Here is a 23,337-nt window from a genome sequence, read left to right on the forward strand (position 1 = left end):
TGTTTTTTATAGGACTTACAGGCAAAATTAAGGGTTTGGGTAAGGATGTAGGGGTAATGTATGCAAAACCCTTACACCCCTATCCCAGCCTCCACAGATAAACTTTGTGCATCAGTCCTGGGCTAATATAGGAATCCGGTTTGATTTCTGAATTTATTTGTGTAGGTAGGGAATAGGGAATGGGGAGTCGGGATTAGGAAAGAAGCCTGATCTGAATGTACTGATTTTTTTCCCAAATCAAATATGAGTCCTATATTGATCAAGCTTAAGAAACGTGAGCAATAGTAACACCACTACCACCATCAGCTTGTTCTGCTGGTTCGTAACTGCTGACTCGCGGATGTTGTTGCAAAAAGGCGTGAACACCTTGACGCAATTTCCCTGTGCCATGTCCGTGAATAATCCAGATGGGGCCATTCGCTTCGGAAATGGCTTTGTCTAATTCAATTTCGGCATCGGCTACTCGCTTACCCCGCAAATCTACTGTATTTTTCGAGGTACGAATGGCTGGTGCGGCTTGGGGAGGCGGAGTGGTTGGTGCTGGTGTTGGTTTGGGTTTGACAATCGGTTCGGCTTTTTGTCCATCGAGAGATTCGATGTCTTGCAATTTGACTGTCATTTTCATAATGCCGAAGCGGACGTTTAACTCGCCATCTTCATCGGGGGCGGTTAAAACCTCCGCAGTTTGTCCAAATTGGGAAATACGGATGCGATCGCCCACCTTGGGCATAAACCCAATTTTCGGCTTAGGTGCTGGTGCTGGCTGGTATTTCTGAGTAATTTGATTTAACGCATTGGTGGCTTGTTGGGCATCTTGGGCGGTGGGTGTACCTTGTTGCAAGCGGCGAATGACTTGGGCTATTTCACCTTTGGCTTGGGCGATCGCCTGTTGAACTGCCATTTCCTGAGAAACCCGCAATGATTTTTCCCGTTCTTCTAAGGATGCGGCTTTGTCGGAAACTTCTTTATATAACCGTTCCGCTTGTTGTAATAATTTTTGGGCTTCGGCGGCTTTGGTTTCTTGGCGACGGCGTTGGGCTTCTAACCCGGCAATTACTTGGTTAACTTCGTCCGAAGCTTCACCGACTTGGGTTTTGGCATTTTCTACTACTTCTGGTTTTAAGCCTAAACGCAGAGCGATCGCTAAAGCATTAGAACGTCCCGGAATCCCCCACAATAAACGATAGGTTGGTGATAAAGTCGCTTCATCAAATTCTACCGAGGCATTTTCAAACCGCGCATCTTCGTACTTCAGGGCTTTGAGTTCCCCGAAGTGAGTTGTGGCTATGGTTAACTGGGCGTGTTCCGCGAGATATTGCAGAAGTGCGATCGCTAAGGCGCTACCCTCGGCTGGATCTGTCCCTGCGCCTACTTCGTCGAGTAATACGAGGGAGTGGGGAGTTGGGAGTTGGGAGTCAATTTTTAAAGCATTTAAAATCCGGCTAATGCGGCGGATATGCCCGGAAAATGTTGATAAACTTTGCTGGAGAGATTGTTCATCACCGATATCTGCTAATATCTGGTCAAACCAAGGCATTTCCACAGGTTCGCGGGCGGGGATAAATAAACCCACCTTTGCCATTAAGGCTGCTAAACCGAGGGTTTTTAAGGTGACAGTTTTACCGCCAGTATTCGGCCCCGTAATAGTCACTACCTTAATATGGGGACTAACTAGTAAATCTACAGGAATTACGCCGTGTCCTTGTTCGTGCTGTTGTTGCCAAACTAACAAAGGGTGACGCAACTGGCGTAAGGTGATGATTTCTTTTTCGTCACGGTTAATAAATCTGGGGGGATTTGCTTTTAGCCAGTAACTATAACGCGATCGCGCCGCCGCTAAATCTAAGGTAGTCACAATTGCTAGTAGCCTTTCTAAATCTGGGGTGACGGCTGCGACTTGCTCAGTCAAAACACGACGTATCGCTTCTTCTTCTGCTTGCTCTCGCTTCAACGTTTGTCGCAACTGATTACCCATCGGCACGATAGAATTAGGTTCCACGTACAAAGTCACGCCACTGGTAGAAGTATCGTGAACAATACCGGGAATTACATCTTTGTGACTGGCTTTGACTGGGATCACAAAGCGATCGCCCCGTTGCGTAATTAATTGTTCTTGAACAGCGTTGGATTTTGCTTGTAAAATATTATGCAGTTTTTGGTTAATTTGACTGCGTAATCGCCGCAAATCTTCGCGGATTTCACTCAGCTTTTGACTAGCACGATCAGCTACAGTCCCCCGTTCATCAATACAACGATGGATTTCCTGTTCTAATTCTGGGTAAGTGCGTAAATCGGCAACTAACTCAGTTAATACTGGTATATCTTCTTGGTTATCAATTACACGCCGTAAATTTCTCGCACCAGCCAGGGTAGTTGCGATCGCCAGTAATTCATCGCCAGCCAAAATCCCTCGGAGTTCGGCGCGTTCGATAGAATCGCCAATATCTTGAATACCATCAAAAGATAAGCTTGTAGTCAGCCGACTTTCCAGTTGGTAAACTTCTTTAGTTTGTGCTAATAACTGCTCACTGACTGACTGTGATGTCGGAATTTGTAAATTAGTGGATGCGATCGCCCCTAGCTTAGTAGCCGCAAATGTCGCCAAATGCTGGCAGAGGCGATGCCATTCTAGTAGTTCTAAAGTTTCCGCTTGGATCAAGGCTGCAACATCTAAAAAAATCTTATATAAAATTATCGTAACAACAGAGTCGCCTTTACAGCCAATATCAGATGATGCACTTGCTGGGGTGGGATGGGATAGAGGCGATCGGCTTGAGATTATCAGTACAGCAGTAAAGTAATGTTTTATGCAACGCCATTTGCAAAAGTCAAGTCCAGAAAATTTTGATTAGTCTAATATTTTAGGCTGGAATTAACCTTGATTTTCAACAAGCGTTGATTCATACCTCCTGCGTTAAAGGTTCGCCAGTGAAAAAATTTTCCATTCTTGAATAATTTAATTTTTAGAAGTCCTCACAATCGCAACCAATTCCCGACAGTGTGAAGTAAACTGTTATTTTGAATTCTGTCTCCTGAATTCTGCTGGATTAGCTGTATGGGGTAATAACCATTAACATCTTGCCTGGGAATTGACATAAAATCACAAACAATGAATAATCCTGGGATACAAGGTGCAGTTTTTCAGAGTGATAGCTGAGTACAGCAAACTGTTTACCATCAATTACTTACGTATGCTAGATTGTTTTTTAACAAAAACATACGTGTAGCAATCTCAGAAAAATGAAGTAATATGACAGCTAACTTATGCTGTAACTAGCCGCAGTAGACTGTTGATCAACTTGTTCCAAGTAAAGTTATTTTTAGTATTATGAACGCCTTCCAACCATCAAGACAGCCGTTACAACCTATACAGCAGCCTCGAACTATTCCTCGACCAAAACGGCATCTTCGTCAACGTTCTCATCAAATAATGGCGATTGAAACTACATTCAAGGTAGGAGTGAATTTGGCAATTTTGGGAGCAACTGCATCCGCCCTCACACAACTTCTGCCTTATCATTGGTCACAGCAAGAAAGGTTGCGTGAAGTTCGCACGGAAGTCAAAATCATGGAAGGACGTGTGAGTACTTTACAGGCAGAATTTGTTCGCAACTTTGATCCCCGCCAAACTAAAGCGATCGCTGAACAGCAAGGATATAGATTTGCACCTAATCAGCGCCCAATTGTATTGGTAAATCAAGACGGCAAAGAAATCGATGTCATCAATTCTTTACCCTAAGCAAAGTTTTGCTGGATGTGAGGAATTAGGATGATTGCCATTCTTGGTAACTATTCAGAATCCAGAAGTCAAAAAGGCGAGAGATTATTAATAACCAGCACTATTAGACTGTAGCAATCCTATTTGATGTGTGAATACAAGAGACAAGGTATACAAGTTGATCATTCATTTAGGACTGCTATATGAAAATTTCTATCTAGATTCTGAATACTGAAATTTTGTAATTATTACTATAAATATTTGCCTATATAGATATATACAGAATATATAAATCCAAAATATTAGGAAAATTTAAATACGTAGGAGATATAGGAATCCGGTTTGATTTCTGAATTTATTTGTGTAGGTAGGGAATAGGGAATGGGGAGTCGGGAGTAGGAAAGAAGCCTGATCTGAATGTACTGATTTTTTTCCCAAATCAAATATGAGTCCTATATCAGCAACAGCGTAATACATCTGATATTACACCCTTTTCCTACGAGGAAAAGGGCTGATGGTGAGGTCAAAAGCACTCGTCGAATTCACGTTTATTGAATAATTCGGTGAGATTTTTGTTCAGGTAATATGGAAATATCTTGCTTTTGTGGCTGCATTTTTTTGAAAGAAATTCTAATCAATTGATAAGCACCTTTAGAAGCCAAATTTTCATAATCATCAGGCTGTAAATCAATTCTGACAAGGTTTCTGTGTTCTGCCAAAACCAATAATGAATGTGATTTAGGAGGCGTATTAATTTGATTTTTAATATAAACCACAGCCTCGCTAGTCAATTTGATAAAGTTAACTTGTTGATGACTGTAGAAAACAACACTGGGTTTTTTAAAGCCAACCATGACGATTTCTTCGTTTGCTTGTTTTACCTGAGACAAAACAGCAGAAATTTCTCTTAAAGGCATTTGTCGTTCTTGATCCATCAAAAACATTGCAGGCATCAAAACCACAATCAAAAATGCCACAAACCCCAACAAATTTACACCAATAATTCCTTGCCAACGTCGAGTAATTATTAAAAATGCCACACTGATGGCAGTTAATAACCAAATATAACCCCCTAGTTCTGTAACCCCAGAATTTTCCAAGGTCTGACGAAAGTTAGGCGCGGCTTGATCAGTACCTAGTAACTGGGTGATTTGAAACATCGCCACAGATAAGGCTGAAAACAACACAACATTTGCCCAGCCACTGAACCAGAATAATTTCTGCGGAGTGCGAGAACTAGAAGCAGATGTTGTGGGGAAGCAATCACTCCATAATAAAGCGATTAAAATCGCAGCTGCTGGCATCAGGGGTAAAACATAACTAGGTAGTTTGGTAACAGCAATTGTGAAAAAACCAAACACGCCCAAAAACCAAACCACAGCAAATAAACCTAATTGTTGAGAGCGTTCTTGGCTTTGCCATTGCGATCGCTGCCAAAATTTGAGTCGGACAAAGGCTGCGGGTAAATACACAGAATATGGTGCAAAACCTAACAACACTACCAAAAAATAAAAATACCAAGGGGCTGAATGACCATTGACTACTTCTGTAAAACGGTCGATGTTGTGGTAGCCAAAAAACGAATTAATATAATTCCAGCCATTGTGCCAAATTACCAAGGCATACCAAGGAACTGCTAAAGCAAAGATTATTAACACCCCCACAAACGCCCGCATTTCGCGCATAACTTCGCGGAACTTGCCCAAGTACAGCAAAAAAGCCACAATTACGATCCCCGGTAAGACGATACCCACCGGGCCTTTAGTTAAGATGGCCCCAGCAATGAGAACATAACAAGCTAAATACCATTTATTAGGGAGTAGGGAGTGGGAAGTAGGGAGTGGTGTAACTTCTCCTCCACTCCCGACTCCCGATTTCCGACTCCCAGTTTTACTTGCATAGCCCAGAAAGAAACATAACAAAGCGGAAGCTATGCAGCCAGTTAGTAACATATCTGAGACACCTGTTCTACCCCAGACAATCATCTCAGGATTGAGTGCCATGACAGCTGCTGCGATCGCGGCTGTGAGGTAACGACGGGTAGGACGCTGAATCTGTTCGGCTGCATCTTGCTTTGCCAGATGCCACTGTACAGTATAAAAAGCCAAACTAATAACCGCAATTGCGGCGATCGCCGAGGGGAGGCGCACCGCCCATTCATTGACACCTATGATTGAGTAGGCAAGTGCCTGACACCAGTAAATTAAAGCAGGTTTATCAAACCGAGTCACACCATTAAAAAAAGGTGTAATCCAATCACCAGTGACAAACATTTGTCGGGATGCTTCCGCAAACAGTGGTTCTGTTTCATCCACTAAGCCCACATTGCCTAAATTCCACCCATAGCCGATCCAACCAATCAGCATCAACCACAAAACCGATAAAGTCACTACTAGAGATGGACGCTGTGCTACCTTGTTGAACCATTGGTCAACAATGTGGAAATTACTCAATTTCATCCTCATTTGGTTATTAGTCAACAGTCAATAGTTATTAGTCGTTAAAAAGAGGGATTTTGTTCTTAACAGAGAGCAGTAAGTGTAGTCAGAACCCCAACTTTTTCAAGAAGTCGGGGTTCTAGCAACATCAAACAGTCATCAACTAAACACTATCATCTATAGACTATCGGCTTTTGACTATGGACTGAGTACCAACAGCCATTCTTTCGTTTCAGCATTCCAAGTTGGTAAGGAACTTTCCCCCACAACATAAGGCCCCCAGTAGCGCCGAGAACCATCTTGAGCAAACGCAACTAAAATATCGCCTTTTTCTAGCTTCAGGTTGCCATTGGGTAAAGAAAGCAGCAAACCTTTACTACTGCCTTCTTGTGGTGCAAAATCCCAATGGGCAGGAATATCGGTCTTACTAGTAGTTGGACTTTTACCTTTTAATTGCCTTGCCAACAAAGCTAGACGCACAGGCTGATCAGTTTGATTACTCATCCGCAAAGTACCTTGGTTTTTGGTATTACCAGCCCCATTCGGGCGATTGACCAAAATAGCCTGGACTTGACTAGTACTTGGTTCTACTTGGTTAATGGGAATCGTTGTATTATTAGAAACATTTGTCGAAGTAGTTGTAGCATCTAAAATCGGCAATTCTGCATCTTTGTTTGACTGCGGAGTATTAGTAGATGCTGTATCAGATGTATCAGGATTTGTAGTCTCAAATGACACACTTAAATCTAAACATCCCATCAGCAATCCAAGCAGCCCCAAGCAACAAGCCGTAACAGCAGCCTTACGATACACCTGAGATTTCATTTTGATATTGGTTAGAAATAATTATTTGTTTAGTCTTGGCCAAATCTTAGCCTATTCTCTACCTTGAGGAAGAAAGAAATTTGCTGACTTGTCTACAATAGATTCTCGTGAAATGACGTGATGCAATGTATCCTACTTATCATTTCTCTGAAATCACCATTGGCATGAATGATTACTTTAATTTTACTGAAAGACGCTGGCTATATGTGATTGTTCCGTGAGCTTTTCCCGTGGGTTCTCAATTTTAAGCAAATGATATTACATAAATCTAAATATGAAACAGTATAATTACAGATAAAAGTTTTTTGCTAGGGCGTAGTCTGAACAACAAGATATCTGTTGTCAAACCCTGAGAAATTTGGGAGGAAAAATATTTACATTTTTTAACAATTCTTGATTCAGGATGGCAGAGTCTTTCTGTTCAGCCTTTCTTCCCACTCCCCGACTATATTAATCGTATTTGATTGGTGAAAATCGAGAGGCTCAGATCCCCGACTTCTTCAAGAAGTCGGGGATCTTTTGGTTCAGTAATGATTTAGGACTGCTATATTAGGAAATCAAACCGGATTCAGATAATATTCAATTAATCTGAATAATTGAGAATATTTGATGAATGCAAAATACACGAATTAATAATTTACTAGATGCTATTGCTAGTAGTCTCAGCCAAATATTTCGGAATCCTTGGCGTAGATTGTCGCTACTAATTATTAGTTTTTTGTTTGGCTTTTTTCTAGGAACAGCTATTTCGACAATAGCAGGACAAAAAGCAGAATTAGATATTTTTGTTGCAGCGTTTCTAGTGATGTTAACCGAGGTTACTAGCAGAATATTTTACAGTCGGGGCTTGTTTAGCAGAAGGGCGCTTTGGGTAGATTCTCTAAATACTCTCAAGGTGGGTTTTACCTACAGTTTGTTTGTCGAAGCCTTCAAGTTAGGCTCATAGAAAAATTGGTCATTGCTGCTTTTGAGGAAAATTATCGATGTATTCTTGGTTGGGGGAAATTATAGCAGAGGAGGTCTCAGAATCAACTTGGCAGCAAGCAAAAGCCGCAGCACTAGCTGATATTTCAAGGGCGAAAGCATTTGGGATCACATCAGCAAATGTGGATGTGATGATCCAAGCCCGATCGCAGTTACTCAAATCTGTACTGCCAGATTTTCGGCAATTTTACCAAACTAACTTGCGTGCCGACTATGAAGCAATGTTAGCGGTGTTGTGGGATTTATGGCTACCTCTGGGAATGAAATTAGCTGCACACCGTCAAAGCCTCAACCGTCCTTTGATTCAAGGAATTTTAGGAGTCCAAGGTACAGGCAAAACTACTATGTGCCAAGTTTTATCCTTGATTCTCCAGCAGTTGGGATACCGCAGTTTAAGTTGGTCGTTAGATGACTTATATAAAACTTATAGCGATCGCCTAATTTTAGTACAACAAGACCCCCGCTTGATTTGGCGGGGGCCTCCAAGAACCCATGATGTAGATTTGGGGTTAAATGTTTTAGAACAAATTCGTCAAGGCGAAACTTCTGTTACGGTTCCCCGGTTTGATAAATCCCTTTATGCTGGTGCAGGCGATCGCACCACTCCCGAAATTGTTACCAATATAGATATCGTATTATTTGAAGGTTGGTTTGTTGGTGTCCGACCTATCGACCCCAAAGCCTTTGAAATTACGCCACCACCCATAATTACCGATGCAGACAAAGCATTTGCTCGTGACATGAATCAGCAACTGAGCAATTATCTGCCATTGTGGGATTGCTTAGATAGCTTGATTTTGTTGTATCCTACCGATTATCGCAGTTCCTTAGAATGGCGCAAACAAGCAGAACAACAGATGGTAGCGGCTGGTAAATCGGGAATGAGTGACTCACAAATTGAAGAATTTGTCAACTATTTTTGGCGATCGCTCCATCCAGAATTATTCCTCAAACCGATGCTGCGATCGCCTTCAGTTGCTGATGTGGTAATTGAAATTTGTCCAGATCGGACTTTTGGTGCAGTTTACCAAACTGAGTGCTGAGTGGGAGTAGACAAGGTAGAGGGGGGAGACAAGGTAGAAATCTTGCTTCCTTGTCCCCCTTGTCCCCCTTGTCCTCCTTGTCCCCCTGCCTCCTGCCTTCTGCCTCCTGCTTTCCCACAAATATCATGCACCCCAACGAGGCAGCGAAAAATTAGCAGATACTTGCTTGGTAGACTGGCGAAAGCGATCGCGTCCTTCAATTTTGGCTTGATATAAAGCGCGATCGGCGGCAGAAATTATCTCTTGAAAGTCAGAACCCGGTTGAGGGATATCCTCAGCGACACCAGCACTAATGGTTACATAAGCACTAACTTGGGAATTGCAATGGGGAATTGCCAACTGCCGCACCACCGAGCAAATTTTGTCTGCCAAAATTGCGGCTCCCTGCATCTCGGTTTTGGGTAGAATCACAGCAAATTCTTCCCCACCATAACGAGCGACTAAATCGGCGGGGCGTTTCACACTTTCTTTGATAGCTTGTGCTACTTTTTGTAGACAGCGATCGCCTGCCCGATGTCCATAGGTATCGTTGTAAGATTTAAAGTAATCCACATCACATAAAATCAAAGATAACGGTAATTGCTCCCGCGCCATTCGCTGCCACTCTTGGGAAAAATATTCTTCAAACTTTCTCCGACTGGCAACTTGAGTTAAACCGTCAATTGTGACTAGTCTTTGTAATTCTTGGTTAGCGGCTTCGAGTTGTTGTTGTAGCTGAGATTGTTTAATCAAGCGTTTGACTCGTTGGCGCAACACAGGCCAGTGAATTGGTTTAGTCACATAATCAATAGCACCTGCATCAAAGGCATGATCAACTGATTCTTGATCTTCCAATCCCGTAATCATTAATACTGGTGTATGCTTGCCTGGCTCGAAAGATTGCAACCGCAGACAACACTCAAATCCGTCCATACCGGGCATAATGGCATCTAGTAATACTATCTGGGGTTGCAGTTGCTCAAACAAGATTAATGCTTCTACACCATCACGGGCTTCGGCAATTTGATAGCCTTCTCGCTCTAAAGCTAGTCGTAGTTGGGTACGGATAAACGGTTCATCGTCAACAATCAAAACTAGAGATTGGTTTTTTTGAAAGATGGTTGTCACGATCCCGCCTCCAGTTCTAATTGCAATTCTGTTTTGACTTGCTCATACTCTTGCTGAAGTTGTGACAAGATGTCTGCACATCCTGAAAAATCATGACTTCTGCCTTTAGCTTCTAACTGCTTACACAGTCGGCTAAGATTGGTTGCGCCCACAGAAGCACTACTAGACTTGAGTTTATGAGCAGTTTTCCACAAAGTTTCGGCATCTTCAGCTACTACAGATGCTTGAATTTCTTGGATGAGTTTGGGGGCTTCGGAAAAATAACAGTGCAGAAGTTCCTGTAATGCCGCCTGATCTCCTGCTAACATCTGACGCAAAGACTGTAAAACTTTGTGATCAATTGCAGATATTACTAAATTTGGTGTTTTGGGTTGGCGGGGGCTGAAATTTTGGATTTGTTTTGGTGCTTTGATCAACGCGCTCGGCTGACATTTACTCAGGGCTTGGACTAACTCTGCCATTTGTATGGGCTTGCTGATGTAATCATTCATTCCCGCCGCCAAACAAGCTTCGCGATCGCCGCGCATCGCGTTGGCTGTGATTGCAATAATATAAGGACGAACACTCGCTGCCCATTGCTGAGAAATAATTTTACTGGTTTCTAGTCCATCCATTTCTGGCATGTGAATATCCATCAACACTACATCATAGGGTTGATGTTGTAAGGCTTGAATCACTTCGCGCCCATCTGCTACCACATCTGCTTGGTAGCCCATTTTTTGCAACATCAATATTGCTACTTTCTGGTTTACCAAGCTATCTTCCGCAACTAAAATCTTCAGAGGGACTTTTTTTGCTAAAGCATCACACCCGTAACTCTGAGAAGGTGCAGTATCAGCTGTTAGCAAGCGATCGCCACAAGTATGAGTCAAAATGTAGTGGAGTTGGGATTGTTTGATTGGTTTAGTCAAACACACTACTAACCCCAGATCATCAAATTCTGGACTAATTTCTGGTGAGCCTAAAGCAGTTAATAATATTAAGGGCAGATTTTCTCCCCCAGGCTGTTGCCGAATTGTTTGTGCTAATTGAAGCCCGTCAATATTGGGTATGGGTAGATCCAGAATGGCAACATCAAACTGAGTTCCCTGGGACAGCAAACTTAAAGCAGCCTCACCGGATTCGGCAATATATGTTTGCATTTGCCAAAACTGCACTTGCAAGCTGAGGATTTTACTGTTGGTAGGATGAGCATCTACAATTAACAGCCGCTTACCAGCCAACGGAGTCAAGGCTGTTGTGATTTCTCGTGATGCGTCATCGGTAATAATTTTGCTGGTAATGGTGAAGTAGAAGGTAGAACCATCATCAAAGGAAGTCGCAGAAACAGGCTTGTTACTCTGCCAGCCAGAATCGGGATGACCACCAATACAACCACGACTCTCCACCCACAAACTACCATTCATCATCTCACTTAGGCGCTGGCTAATCACCAGTCCCAGCCCTGTACCGCCATAAAGTCTCGTCATTGAGGGGTCAGCCTGGGTGAAGGGTTGAAACAGCCTTGCCATTTTTTCTGGGCTGATGCCAATACCTGTATCTTGGATGCTAAAGAGAATTGAGCAGCTAGTTTCTTGATTTTGAGTTTCTATGTGGTTGGCGTAAACCGAAAGTACAACTTCTCCTTGTTGGGTAAATTTAATGGCATTGTTGAGCAAGTTCATTAAAACTTGGCGCAAGCGGGTGATGTCGCCAATGATTTGTGTGGGAACCTGGGGATGGATGAGATAAATTAGCTCAATTTGTTTTTGGGCGGCTTTGGGCGCGAGAATGTCAATGACTTGTTCTACACAAGCTTTTAAGTCAAAGGGTTTTTCTTCGAGTTCTAGTCTGCCGGATTCAATTTTGGAGAAGTCAAGAATATCGTTGATGATGGTGAGTAACGCGTCTCCACTGGTATGCACTGTTTCAACAAAGTCGCGTTGTTGGGGATTTAAGTCTGTATCTAATAACAGTTCTGTCATCCCAATGACTGCATTCATGGGGGTGCGAATTTCATGACTCATCATGGCCAAGAATTCACTTTTGGCTCGGTTGGCGGCTTCGGCTTGACGTTTTGCTTGTTCTAGGGCAGAGTTTTTCAGGGAGAGTTCTTGGCGTTGGCGGGTTTCTTGTTCTAATAAATGGGCTTGGGCGAGGGCAATGCCGACTTGGGCGGCGACGGCTTCTAGTAATTCAATTTCTGCGGTTGTCCATTGGCGAAAATAGCTGCACTGATGTAAGCCGATCGCACCATTGGGTTCTCCTTGATATGATGTGCGGACTGCTAACATAGACTTTAAGTCCATTTCTCGACACATTGCTTGGGCAGTTTGGAGTAAAGGATCAGCGTACACATCATCAGAAGCGATCGCTTTATCCTCTCGCATCATCTGTTCAGTATGAGGATTACCAATGACAGCAATTTCCACTGTTTCCTGACAAGTGTAGGTGGGAAAATTATTATACTCTGCAACCAAGGGAACATGTGGTGTAGGTTCACTTATATAAGCGTGAATTAGGCAACGTTCCACTTGAAATGCTTGGCCAATCTGCACGGCGGCGGTGGCAAAAATGGCTTTACTATCGAGGCTTTGGCGGATTTGTTGGGTGATTTGTTTTAATAGCAGTGTTTGATGCAATTGTCGTTGCAAGGCTTGTTGGGCTAATACTCGTTCGGTGATGTCATGGTTAAAACTCACAATGGCAATGGGTTCGCTTTGCTCATCTTGTAAGAAAATGACTGTAGTTTCACAAATGCCTTGACTGCCATCTTTACGGATAAATTCGATTTCTCCAGACCAACGGCCATGTTGGTGAATATCTGGCAAAATCTGGGGTATGACTTTGGCAAAGGCGGCTGGTGTATACAAAATACTGGTGGTTTTGCCTAAAATTTCCGCTTTGCTATAGCCAAACATCCACTCAGCTGCACCGTTCCAGTCGATAATTTTGCCTGTTAAATCGGTGATGATTACGCCATCGTACATGTTCTCAAAGATCAGGGCTTGGCGCTGTAGGTTTAATTCGGCTTGTTTGCGATCGCTAATGTCGGTGTGAATCCCAATAAAATGAGTTAGCCTACCAGTCTCATCGTGAATTGGGGAAATACTCAATTCATTCCAAAATAAGCTGCCATCTTGGCGGTAGTTCCGTAACAAGACTTGGCAACTCTTACCTGTTTTCATCGATGCTTGCAGTTGTTGAATGGCTGGCTGTTGGGGGTCTGTACCAGGCAAAAAGGCACAGTTATAGCCAATAATTTCTGTCGCACTATAGCCTGTGATCATTTCAAAGGCCGGGTTGACGTAGATAATTGGTTGATTGGGCAGTCTCGCATCTGCAATTGTAATCCCATCACTGGCCGCCGCTAAAGCACGTTCCCGTAATCTTAAGGTTTCTTCTACAAGCTTTAAATCGGTAATCTCAAACATAAACCCCCTAAGTATCACGGGGGTTCCAATGTTCTTGACCACATTCACAATATTTCGCAACCACACAACTCGCCCATTGGCGGTTAACATTCGGTATTCAAATTCCCGATTTTCTCCCTTAGCTACAGTTTCTTGATAAATTCCCATCGCTTGTTCCCGGTCATGGGGATGCAAATGATTTAGCCAAAAATTTTCTTGGTACCATTCTTCTATGGGATAGCTTAATAAAGCTTCTACCTGTGGCCCTACATAGGTAAATCGCCAAGTTTTGATATCAAATTCCCAAGGAATAACTTTGACGGTTTCCAGCAATTCTCTGAGGTGGTTTTCACTGGCGCGTAAGGCAATTTCGGTTTTTTTCTGCTCACAAATGCGGTTGGCTAGTTCTTGATTGATGCTGGCTATGTGCTGATTGCGTCGTTCACTACTCTGAGCAAAATAAATCAATAATGTTAATGTGCCAGCAATTATTAGCCCAGAAACTAAGACAACTAATGGCAGTGGCGATCGCAAGTTAGTTAATAATTCTAAAGAAGGATAAACTATCAGTTGCCAGTTGATTCCATATAAGTCCAAATTAACTGTTTTTTGCCAATCTAATAGCTGTGTTGGTAAAAAATTCTGTCCGTAAATTAACTTGCTATTCTCGAAGATTTGAATTTGATAACCTTGGGGTAAATGCAATATTGCATCTATTAACGATTGCACTTGAAAAATCCCCACAATCAAGCCATCAAACTGCTCCCCAATCCACAAGGGTAAATATGCAAAAAATCCTGGCTTGTCTTCAAAAAGCTCAAATGTCGGTGTAAAAATCGTTTGGCGGCTGTTGCGTGCTGTTTCTAGTGCTATGCGGATTTGAGGTGTTGGGCTGGTTATTAAAGTCTTGGTAACTTGATGGCTGACTTCGGGTACAGTCCATTGCAGACGCAATAATGGATCAATCCATCCCAAGGTTTGATAGCCACCGAAGTCTTGTATGTAAGCTGCTGCTTCGGTTCGCCAATTTTGCCGATCTAAAGCCTCATGCAGTTGCCAGTGTTTTCCCATGCGCTCTAGTGCTAGAATCCGCATATTTACTTGGGCAGTTAATTCGGTTTTAATGGCGATCGCTTGTTGTTGAACCATCTGCTGAATATGGTATTGCTCTTCAACCACTAGCCTCTGCCAAAGCACAAATACTGCAATTGATACAACAATCCCCACTAGGAATGGCAGCAACTCTCGTTTGCTGAAAATTTCTCTTGCTGGAAATTGATGATATCTGTGCTGCCTAACCACTTATTCATCCTCTAGCACTTTCAGCATTTGTTTGAATGATTATTACTTTAAAATTTATGAATATTTATTTTACAATATCGACATTTTTTAAAATAGAATTTTATTGTATTTTTGTAATCCAATAATTAAATTTTGCTTACATTTTTCCGTCCGAAACAACCGAATTTTCCTCTGGTAAATAAAAAGATTTATTTTTAATAAAAAAATATTAACAAAATTTTATTGTTCGCAATTAGTATTTTTTATTTTTGTTAAACTCGGCATTTTCACAACAACACCTATCATGTTATTAACCATATATTTGCTCAGTTTGACTAATAAAACTGAGTGAATTGAGTTTATCGACTTGATAATTGCTGTTAAGTTAAAAGGTAAAACATGAAAAGCAAATTTAAGAGTTAAGACGCAAAATCCATGAAAAAATTGTCTTGATGTCTAGCATATTTACTACATAATTTACCAGACTATTCCGATTTATCATACCTAAATTCATATATTTTGAAGAAGAAAGCATAACAATAAATCTTTGTAGTGAGTTCTTAGCTTTCTACCTCATTACTTGGGAAAATACTGTAGCATTAATAACAATATACATATAGGACTAATATTTGATTTTTGAACAGATACGTAGGGTGTGTTAGCGATAGCGTAACGCACCTGCTACCAAGGCTTTTGGTGCGTTACGGCTTACGCCTAACACACCCTACATCTACTTAGATTTTTTCAGAAATCAAATCGGATTCCTATATAACATCCGGTGTGATTGCCAAATTTACTTGTGTATGTTTAAGAAGTCAGGAGTCAGAAGTTGGTAAATCAAGGTTTATCTAGACTATAAGTCATAACACTTTGACTACTTCTGACTTCTGTATCTGTGTAAGTATTCAGTACCCAGGAGTCAGAAGTCATAATTTAGAGGTATTTAGTAGATTAGTAAATTGATTCATCAAATAATTCACATCATTCTTCAACCCTTCTGGCTTCTGGATTCTGACTCCTGAATTCTTACTTCTATTGTTTAGTTTGAATTTGATCAATTAAATCTCTAAAAGATTGCCAGTCATCTGCCTCAACTATTGGTTGCCAAATCGATTCAATTACAGGTCTAAGTAGTACAGTTTGAGGATTGTGCTGAGATAGATTCTGGGCTATATTTACCATTTCATCTAAATCAAAATGATTTAAGATTTTATGGTAGAGGATGCACCAACTATCAAAAATACCTGAAGTATCTGCGGTGGGTACAATTTCTGAATTGTTAAGTACGCCTGCTGGGTCATCTCGCCATTTAGCAGAAAAAGTCCGAGCCATTTCAAAGAAAAATAGATGATAACCAACTTGACTTTCTTTTAAGAATTTTATTGTTAATTCTAAAAGCTCATCAGCTTCGGGATGATTCAACTCCTCAAAACCTAACTTTTTCAACATTAAACGGCGATATTCTGCACCATAATAATGATCAAAGCTGGCTAATCCCGCTTGCATATCAGCTATGTCAATAATTGCCTTTAATGGTTCTTGCAACATTTCTAAATTCCATTGACAAATACCTGGCTGATAACCGTAACAATAGCGTTTGTAATAGTCGAAATATGCCGCAGTAAAATAGGGGTCGTAGGTGGGAATAAAAGCATAAGGGCCATAGTCAAAACTTTCCCCAGTAATTGACATATTGTCAGTATTCAGCACACCATGACAAAAACCGGCAGCCATCCACTGCGCCACTAGTTCAGCAACTCGCTGGACTAACTCTGCATAAAATAAGGCGTATTTATCTGTTTGATTGACTAAGTGGCGATAGTAATATTCAATTACATGGTCTAAGAGCTTTTGAGTTAAATCAGGACGCTGTAAATAATGGAATCGCTCAAACGTACCAAAGCGAATGTGAGAACTACTCATTCTCACCATGACTGAGGAACGGGTGGGGGAAGGTTCATCACCACGCCACAAAGATAAACCAGTTTCAATCATACTGAGACAGCGTGAGGTACGAACTCCCATTTGATGTAAGGCTTCGGCTGCTAAAACTTCCCGCACCCCGCCTTTGAGTGTCAGCATTCCGTCGCCACCACGAGAGTAAGGTGTTCTACCAGAACCTTTAGTCCCGAAATCGTATAATTCACCATTGGTAGCGCGGACTTGACCGTAGAGAAAGCCTCTACCATCGCCTAGTTGCGGGTTATAGGTACCAAATTGATAACCGTGATAGCGTAGTGCTAATAAAGGTTTGCGTCCTTGAAATTTGCCAAAGGCGGTAATAAAATCCTCATCGGTCACGGCTGGAGGATTTAGCCCTAAATCAGATAACAGTGCATCATTCCGCCAACGCAAAATATGTTGGGGAAATTCCTCTGTTGCTACTTCGTCGTAGTAATCATCACCCAAAGATTCTAAGGCTGGTTCGTAGTTGAGGGTGAGCAAAGGATTAAGAGAATTTTCTTGGTTGGGAGTTTCAGCCAGAGTCATTACGCGCCAATTTAAAAGGATTATTCTCTTCATCCTACCTCTGACATCAGCAGAGGGTGTTATGAAACAGAATTCAGGAGTCAGGAGTCAGAATTCAGAATTGAATTCTGTTACCAAATTTTAAATTAGCTTGTATTCAACTAGTTGCAGGTCTTTTTTGCCCACAGACTGCATTCTGAGTCCTGAATTCTGACTTCTGAATTCTTCTTCAACTTGTTGCTTTGAGAACTGCACGCAGACCAAAATGATCGGATGGATAGATTTTCCCGGCTGTACCTGGGACTGGTTCACAAGCGAATAAGTCAATTGACTGTGGTTGCCAATCATGGTTTTGACTTCGCAGTAAAATGCGATCGAGCCTGGCGGGTATTCCCTGTAAACTCATCAACGCTGCTAAGGCGTTGCGTTGGGGATCAAATGTGTAACCCGGTGTCTGGGGGTTGAGTTGTTGCCAGATATCGATATATCCAGCATTTGTTATTATGTCTTCTTGTTCGTTACCGCGCGTATTAAAGTCACCAGCTATTAAGCTACTTCCGGGGAGGGTTTGGAGATATGCAAGTATGGTGGTTAGCTGATGTTGGCGTTTTTCTAGGGCATTTTGAGAGCGATCGCTTGTTAAATGCACAACGGCAATATGCAATAATTGGTCATTAATTTCACAACTCCCTACCAATACCCGCTTGCGTCCCCAAAATTGATGCTCAACCATTGTAAAAGGCAGACGCGATAATAATAAGTTACCGTAAGGTCGCACTGTTACGGCTGCACTGGATTCAGAAATGTAATAATTGCGTACCCAAGTTTGTGATAAAAGTAACTCTAATAAATTTGGTGTCGCTTCTTGAATAGCAATAATGTCAGCGTTACATTGACTTAACTCCTCAACAATTACTGGTAATCTTTTTTCGATAGCGATTTTATCTTTTTCGTAGAGGTCACAAAGAACGTTAAAACTGGCAATTGTCAAAGTTCCTAAATTGACGGCGGTGGCTTTTTGTGTATTTGGTTGCCAACCTGGAATATCGTATTTATAAACGGGTAGTGGCGTGAATATCTGCTTTGCTGGTTTTGACATCTGCGCTTTTTCCCCATTATCTATAGACAGAAAGCAATCATTAGCATCAATAATTATCAATTATTTCAAGTACATTTCATTGTGAAGCCAAAATATAAGATTTAGACAATAGTACGCATTATAAATTATTGATGGTTAATGACATAAATTAAGCTTTTCTAGGTTCATCATTGAATCAAGTGAATTGTTATCATCAATAACCTCCCATACATTGCCATTATTCGTTGACTTGGCCGCCCATAATAAATTTTTACTTATATGATCAATCTAATATTTATTTAAGAATCAGGGGTTAAGAGTTAACCAATTTGGTTTTAAAACCTGTAAACTAAGTTTCAACGAATCAAGTGATACCCAAATCACCCTCTGAAAACCAAGTAATTATTTCTAGTTAGTTATCTCAGCCTTTGATTAGAAATAGTCGGTATGAGTTAACTAGTTTGAATATAGCTCGAAATTATTTTGTAATTACCACAAGCGAGATTATCTTCGACTTGCGTTAATTGTCATGCCTAAAAAATTTTAAATTCACTTTTGAGGAGACATATATGACAGAATTTTTTAACCAAATTTCGCGGCGAAAATTTATCGTCACTGCTGGGGCTTCTGCAAGTGCGGTATTTCTCAAAGGCTGTTTAGGAAACCCCCCAGATAGCTTGACTGGTGGTAGTTCTCAGTCTGCGCCAACTGCTCAAACTGTGGCAAATATTAGCCCAGACCAAGCACCAGAAACTGATACTGTTAAGTTAGGATATGTGCCGATTGTCGAGGCTGCACCATTAATTATTGCCAAAGAGAAAGGCTTTTTTGCGAAGTATGGGATGACCAAAGTAGACCTTTCTAAACAAGCTTCTTGGGGTTCTGCGCGGGATAACGTTGAAATTGGTGCTGCGGGTGGTGGGATTGATGGTGGACAATGGCAAATGCCCATGCCACATTTAATTACCGAAGGTTTAATTACTAAGGGAAATCAAAAAATCCCGATGTATGTTTTGGCGCAGTTAATTACACATGGAAACGGGATTGCGATCGCCAGTAAACATGCTGGTAAAATTGGTCTGCAAGTTGCTCAAGCTAAGTCTTTATTTGCAGAACTCAAATCTTCTACACCATTCACGGCTGCATTCACCTTCCCCCACGTTAACCAAGATTTGTGGATTCGTTATTGGTTAGCGGCTGGTGGTTTAGACCCCGATGCAGATGTCAAACTCCTGACTGTACCTGCGGCGCAAACTGTCGCCAACATGAAAACCGGGACAATGGATGCGTTCAGCACCGGCGACCCCTGGCCTTATCGCATTGTCAGAGATAAAATCGGTTTCATGGCAGCGTTAACCGCAGAGATTTGGAAAAATCACCCAGAAGAATACCTAGCCATTCGGGCTGACTGGGTTGATAAAAATCCCAAAGCCACCAAAGCAATTTTAAAAGGCATTATGGAGGCGCAACAGTGGTTGGATAACTTTGACAACCGCAAAGAAGCCGCCGCAATTCTCGCAGGGAGAAATTATTTCAACTTACCCACACCGGAAATTTTAGCAGACCCATATCAAGGTAAATATGACATGGGTGATGGTCGGAAAATTGACGATAAATCAATGGCTGCTTATTACTGGAAAGATGAAAAAGGTAGTGTGTCTTATCCCTACAAGAGTCATGATTTGTGGTTCATAACTGAAAACGTGCGTTGGGGATTCTTACCCAAAGATTACCTCGCCAACAATGCAGCGAAGGCTAAAGAACTAATCAATAAAGTTAACCGCGAAGACATTTGGAAAGAAGCGGCAAAAGAAGCAGGTATCGCGGCGGCGGATATTCCCACAAGCACATCTCGCGGCGTAGAAGAATTTTTTGATGGGGTGAAATTTGATCCTGAAAATCCAGAAGCATACCTCAAGAGTCTCAAGATTAAAAAAGTAAGTGTTTAACAATTTTAGATTTTAGATTGAATAGTTCCTCAATCCAAAATCAAAAATTTAAAATCTAAAATTCGGAGAGTCATTAGTTAATTGAGAGAAAAATCATGACAATTGCACAGAAAAGACCAAGTAGCCCCAGATTAGATAATAGTTTTATCGCGCAACTGCAAAAACAATTGCCGAATATTGTACCGCCGACGATCGCAATATTAATCTTCCTCGGACTGTGGCAATTATTTGCTTGGACTCCTGGTGCCACATTGCCAGGGCCAATTCAGGTAGTGCAAGATACTTGGGTACTCATTTTCTGGCCTTTCTATGACAGAGGTGGTATTGATAAAGGTCTATTCTGGCAAATTTTAGCTAGTTTGCAACGGGTAGCTATTAGTTACACATTAGCGGCGATTGTTGGTATTGGTTTGGGCATTTTGATTGGTGTGAATCAAACCATGTCCAAAGCTTTAGACCCACTGTTTCAACTATTAAGAACTGTACCGCCTTTGGCTTGGGTTCCTATTTCTTTGGCTGCATTGCGCCAAAACGAACCAGCAGCATTATTCGTAATTTTCATCACTGCAATTTGGCCCATCTTAATTAACACTGCGGTTGGTGTAACTCAAATTCCCCAAGATTACAACAACGTTGCTAAAGTTCTGCAACTCAGCCGCAAAGAATACTTTATTAACATTTTGATTCCGGCAGCGTTACCTTACATCTTTACTGGCTTAAGAATTGCGATTGGTTTGGCTTGGTTAGCGATTATCGCGGCAGAAATCGTTATGTCTGGTATCGTCGGTATCGGTTTCTTTATCTGGGATGCTTACCAAAACAACGACGTGAGTGAAGTAATTTTGGCTCTGGTTTATATCGGTGTCGTTGGTTTATTACTCGACAAGTTCATGGCTTGGTTACAAAACCTGATTTTACCAGCAGAACAAAAGTAGGTTACAGGTTAGAGGTGACAGGTTACAGAGCAAGAATCTATAACCTGTCACCTGTCAACTGTCACCTTTCCCCATTTCACACTTCAGACTTTATACTTCAGACTTTAAAGCCATGTCAGTATTCGTTGCTGTTGATCAAATTGATAAGGTATTTAATTTAAGTGGCGGTGGTCAATATATTGCTTTAAAAGGTATTGACCTGCAAATTAAAAAAGGTGAGTTTGTTTCTTTAATTGGTCACTCTGGTTGCGGTAAATCCACATTATTAAATATGATTGCGGGTTTGGATTTGCCGACCGAAGGTATTGTGACACTGCAAGGACAAAAAATCACCAAGCCAGGGCCAGACCGGATGGTGGTATTCCAAAATTATTCGCTGTTACCTTGGCGGACAGTGAGAGAAAATATTGCCTTGGCGGTAGACTCGGTAATGAATGGTTTACCTGCGGCAGAACGTAAGGGAATTGTTGACAAACATATAGATATGGTGGGTTTGCGTCCCCACGCCGACAAACAGCCAGGAATGTTATCCGGGGGACAGAAGCAACGGGTAGCGATCGCACGCGCCTTGGCAATCCGTCCTAAACTATTACTGTTAGATGAACCCTTCGGTGCGTTAGATGCTCTAACACGGGGTAACTTACAAGAACAGTTAATGCAAATCTGCGAAGAAAATGAAGTCACTGCGGTAATGGTGACTCACGACGTAGACGAAGCTGTGCTGTTGTCTGACAGAATTGTGATGTTGACCAACGGCCCCGAATCGAAAATCGGCGACATCCTAGAAGTTGATATCCCCAGACCCCGCAAACGCATGGAAGTTGTGGAACACCCCAGCTACTACAGCTTGCGGAGTGAAATGATTTACTTCCTCAACCAGCAAAAACGCATTAAGAAACTCCGGGCGCGGAAAACAGCAGCCATTTCTCGCCACGGTTTAGAAAAAGTTAACTTAGAAATTGGCTTCCTACCCCTCACCGCCTGCGCCCCCCTCGCTGTCGCCAAAGAAAAAGGTTTCTTTACCAAGCATGGTTTAGATGAAGTTAACTTAGTCCGGGAAACTAGCTGGCGGGGTATCGTTGACGGGATCACAGGCGGTTATATAGATGCAGCCCAAATGCCTTCCGGGATGCCAATGTGGTTAACCTTGGGCGGGTATAAAAACCAACCCCTCCCCGTTGTTACCGCCCTCACCATGACCCGCAACGGTAACGCCATCACCTTAGCCAAACGCTTTTATGATGAAGGTGTCCGCACCTTATCAGACTTCAAAAATTACCTCCTCCGCACCCGCGAACAACGCCACACAATGGGCGTAGTCCATCCCGCCTCCATGCACAATATGTTGCTACGTTATTGGTTGGCGGCTGGTGGTATTGACCCGGATACGGATGTGGATATGCACATTATTCCACCCGCCCAGATGGTCGCTGACTTGCAAAACAAGAGTATTGACGGTTACTGCGTGGGTGAACCTTGGAACTATCGCGCCGCCGTGGAAAATGTCGGCTTTACCATCGCCACAGACTTAGAAGTTTGGTTAGGACACCCCGGTAAAGTTCTCGGTGTGCGGGAAGATTGGGCAGAAATGTATCCTAATACCCATATTGCTTTAACCAAAGCGTTGTTAGAAGCCTGCCAATACTGTGCAGATCCCCAAAATACCGAAGAAGTTAGAAGAATTGTGGCGGGGAGAGATTACGTCAGTACTGATTTAGACTACATCCAGCTAGAAGACCCGGATAACCTGACTTGTGACATAGATCATCCCCTACGAGACTACGCCCACCACCAGTTTTACTCTGATTCGGCTATTAACCGCCCCAGCCGTACAGAACAAATTTGGATTATGACTCAGTTGGCGCGTTGGGGTGATACTCCCTTCCCCAGAAACTGGGTAGAAGTTGTCGAACGAATTTGTCGGGTGCGCGTCTTCAGTACCGCCGCGCGGGAATTAGGTTTAGATATCAGCTACACTCGCCAACCAATTCAATTATTTGATGGTATGCCTTTTAATGCTGATGACCCCATTGCCTACCTCAACAGTTTAGACATTAAACGCGACTTTTCTATTGCTGAAGTCATCCTCGATGCGCCCATTAGAAGAATTGCGTAACT

The 23,337-nt window shown here is 42.1% G+C and carries 13 protein-coding genes; 6 read left to right on the plus strand and 7 right to left on the minus strand.

The window, feature by feature from the left end; genetic code table 11:
• Window positions 1-265 precede the first annotated feature (265 nt).
• Window positions 266-2,659 carry an endonuclease MutS2 gene (locus tag H6G28_RS25215; protein WP_190675161.1) on the minus strand — a complete coding sequence of 798 codons (2,394 nt, stop codon included), beginning with the start codon at window positions 2,657-2,659 and terminating at the stop codon, window positions 266-268.
• Window positions 2,660-3,328: 669 nt separating this feature from the next.
• Between H6G28_RS25215 and H6G28_RS25220 the strand changes: the two genes are divergently transcribed.
• On the plus strand, window positions 3,329-3,739 hold the full coding sequence (locus tag H6G28_RS25220) for a slr1601 family putative cell division protein (protein WP_190592845.1): 411 nt from the start codon (window positions 3,329-3,331) through the stop codon (window positions 3,737-3,739).
• A gap of 527 nt (window positions 3,740-4,266) precedes the next feature.
• On the opposite strand, the gene H6G28_RS25225 is transcribed toward H6G28_RS25220, so the two are convergent.
• Window positions 4,267-6,183 (minus strand): ArnT family glycosyltransferase, encoded by a 1,917-nt coding sequence (locus tag H6G28_RS25225; RefSeq protein WP_190675200.1) that lies wholly within the window; start codon window positions 6,181-6,183, stop codon window positions 4,267-4,269.
• A 171-nt stretch (window positions 6,184-6,354) separates the two neighbouring features.
• Window positions 6,355-6,981 (minus strand): hypothetical protein, encoded by a 627-nt coding sequence (locus H6G28_RS25230; RefSeq protein ID WP_190592846.1) that lies wholly within the window; start codon window positions 6,979-6,981, stop codon window positions 6,355-6,357.
• Between the two features lie 613 nt (window positions 6,982-7,594).
• On the opposite strand from H6G28_RS25230, the gene H6G28_RS25235 reads away from it, so the two are divergent.
• Complete coding sequence (locus H6G28_RS25235; protein ID WP_190592847.1) at window positions 7,595-7,927, plus strand: DUF565 domain-containing protein; 333 nt, start codon at window positions 7,595-7,597, stop codon at window positions 7,925-7,927.
• A gap of 37 nt (window positions 7,928-7,964) precedes the next feature.
• Window positions 7,965-9,008, plus strand: a complete 1,044-nt coding sequence (locus H6G28_RS25240) for a glycerate kinase (RefSeq protein WP_190675163.1) — start codon at window positions 7,965-7,967, stop codon at window positions 9,006-9,008.
• A gap of 123 nt (window positions 9,009-9,131) precedes the next feature.
• Here the strand turns inward: H6G28_RS25240 and H6G28_RS25245 are convergent, their stop codons facing one another.
• From H6G28_RS25245 to H6G28_RS25260, 4 genes are all read right to left on the minus strand, one after another.
• Window positions 9,132-10,115 carry a diguanylate cyclase domain-containing protein gene (locus tag H6G28_RS25245; protein ID WP_190675165.1) on the minus strand — a complete coding sequence of 328 codons (984 nt, stop codon included), beginning with the start codon at window positions 10,113-10,115 and terminating at the stop codon, window positions 9,132-9,134.
• Window positions 10,112-14,809, minus strand: coding sequence for a PAS domain S-box protein (locus tag H6G28_RS25250; RefSeq protein ID WP_190675167.1), 4,698 nt, complete (start codon window positions 14,807-14,809; stop codon window positions 10,112-10,114). Before H6G28_RS25250 ends, H6G28_RS25245 begins: the two co-directional genes overlap by 4 nt.
• 1,011 nt (window positions 14,810-15,820) lie before the next feature.
• Window positions 15,821-17,278, minus strand: coding sequence for a protein adenylyltransferase SelO (locus H6G28_RS25255; protein WP_190675201.1), 1,458 nt, complete (start codon window positions 17,276-17,278; stop codon window positions 15,821-15,823).
• Between the two features lie 208 nt (window positions 17,279-17,486).
• Complete coding sequence (locus H6G28_RS25260; protein ID WP_190675169.1) at window positions 17,487-18,356, minus strand: endonuclease/exonuclease/phosphatase family protein; 870 nt, start codon at window positions 18,354-18,356, stop codon at window positions 17,487-17,489.
• Window positions 18,357-18,904: 548 nt separating this feature from the next.
• On the opposite strand from H6G28_RS25260, the gene H6G28_RS25265 reads away from it, so the two are divergent.
• The 3 genes from H6G28_RS25265 (at window position 18,905) to H6G28_RS25275 (ending at window position 23,335) form a co-directional block, all read left to right on the plus strand.
• Window positions 18,905-20,284 carry a CmpA/NrtA family ABC transporter substrate-binding protein gene (locus H6G28_RS25265; protein ID WP_190592852.1) on the plus strand — a complete coding sequence of 460 codons (1,380 nt, stop codon included), beginning with the start codon at window positions 18,905-18,907 and terminating at the stop codon, window positions 20,282-20,284.
• Between the two features lie 95 nt (window positions 20,285-20,379).
• Window positions 20,380-21,219 carry a nitrate ABC transporter permease gene (ntrB, locus tag H6G28_RS25270; protein ID WP_190592853.1) on the plus strand — a complete coding sequence of 280 codons (840 nt, stop codon included), beginning with the start codon at window positions 20,380-20,382 and terminating at the stop codon, window positions 21,217-21,219.
• Between the two features lie 112 nt (window positions 21,220-21,331).
• A complete protein-coding gene (locus H6G28_RS25275) occupies window positions 21,332-23,335 on the plus strand; it encodes an ABC transporter ATP-binding/substrate-binding protein (RefSeq protein ID WP_190675171.1) in 2,004 nt (667 codons plus the stop codon).
• The last annotated feature ends 2 nt before the right edge of the window (window positions 23,336-23,337 follow it).

This window comes from Nostoc sp. FACHB-190, from assembly GCF_014696905.1.
GTDB lineage: Bacteria > Cyanobacteriota > Cyanobacteriia > Cyanobacteriales > Nostocaceae > Nostoc_B.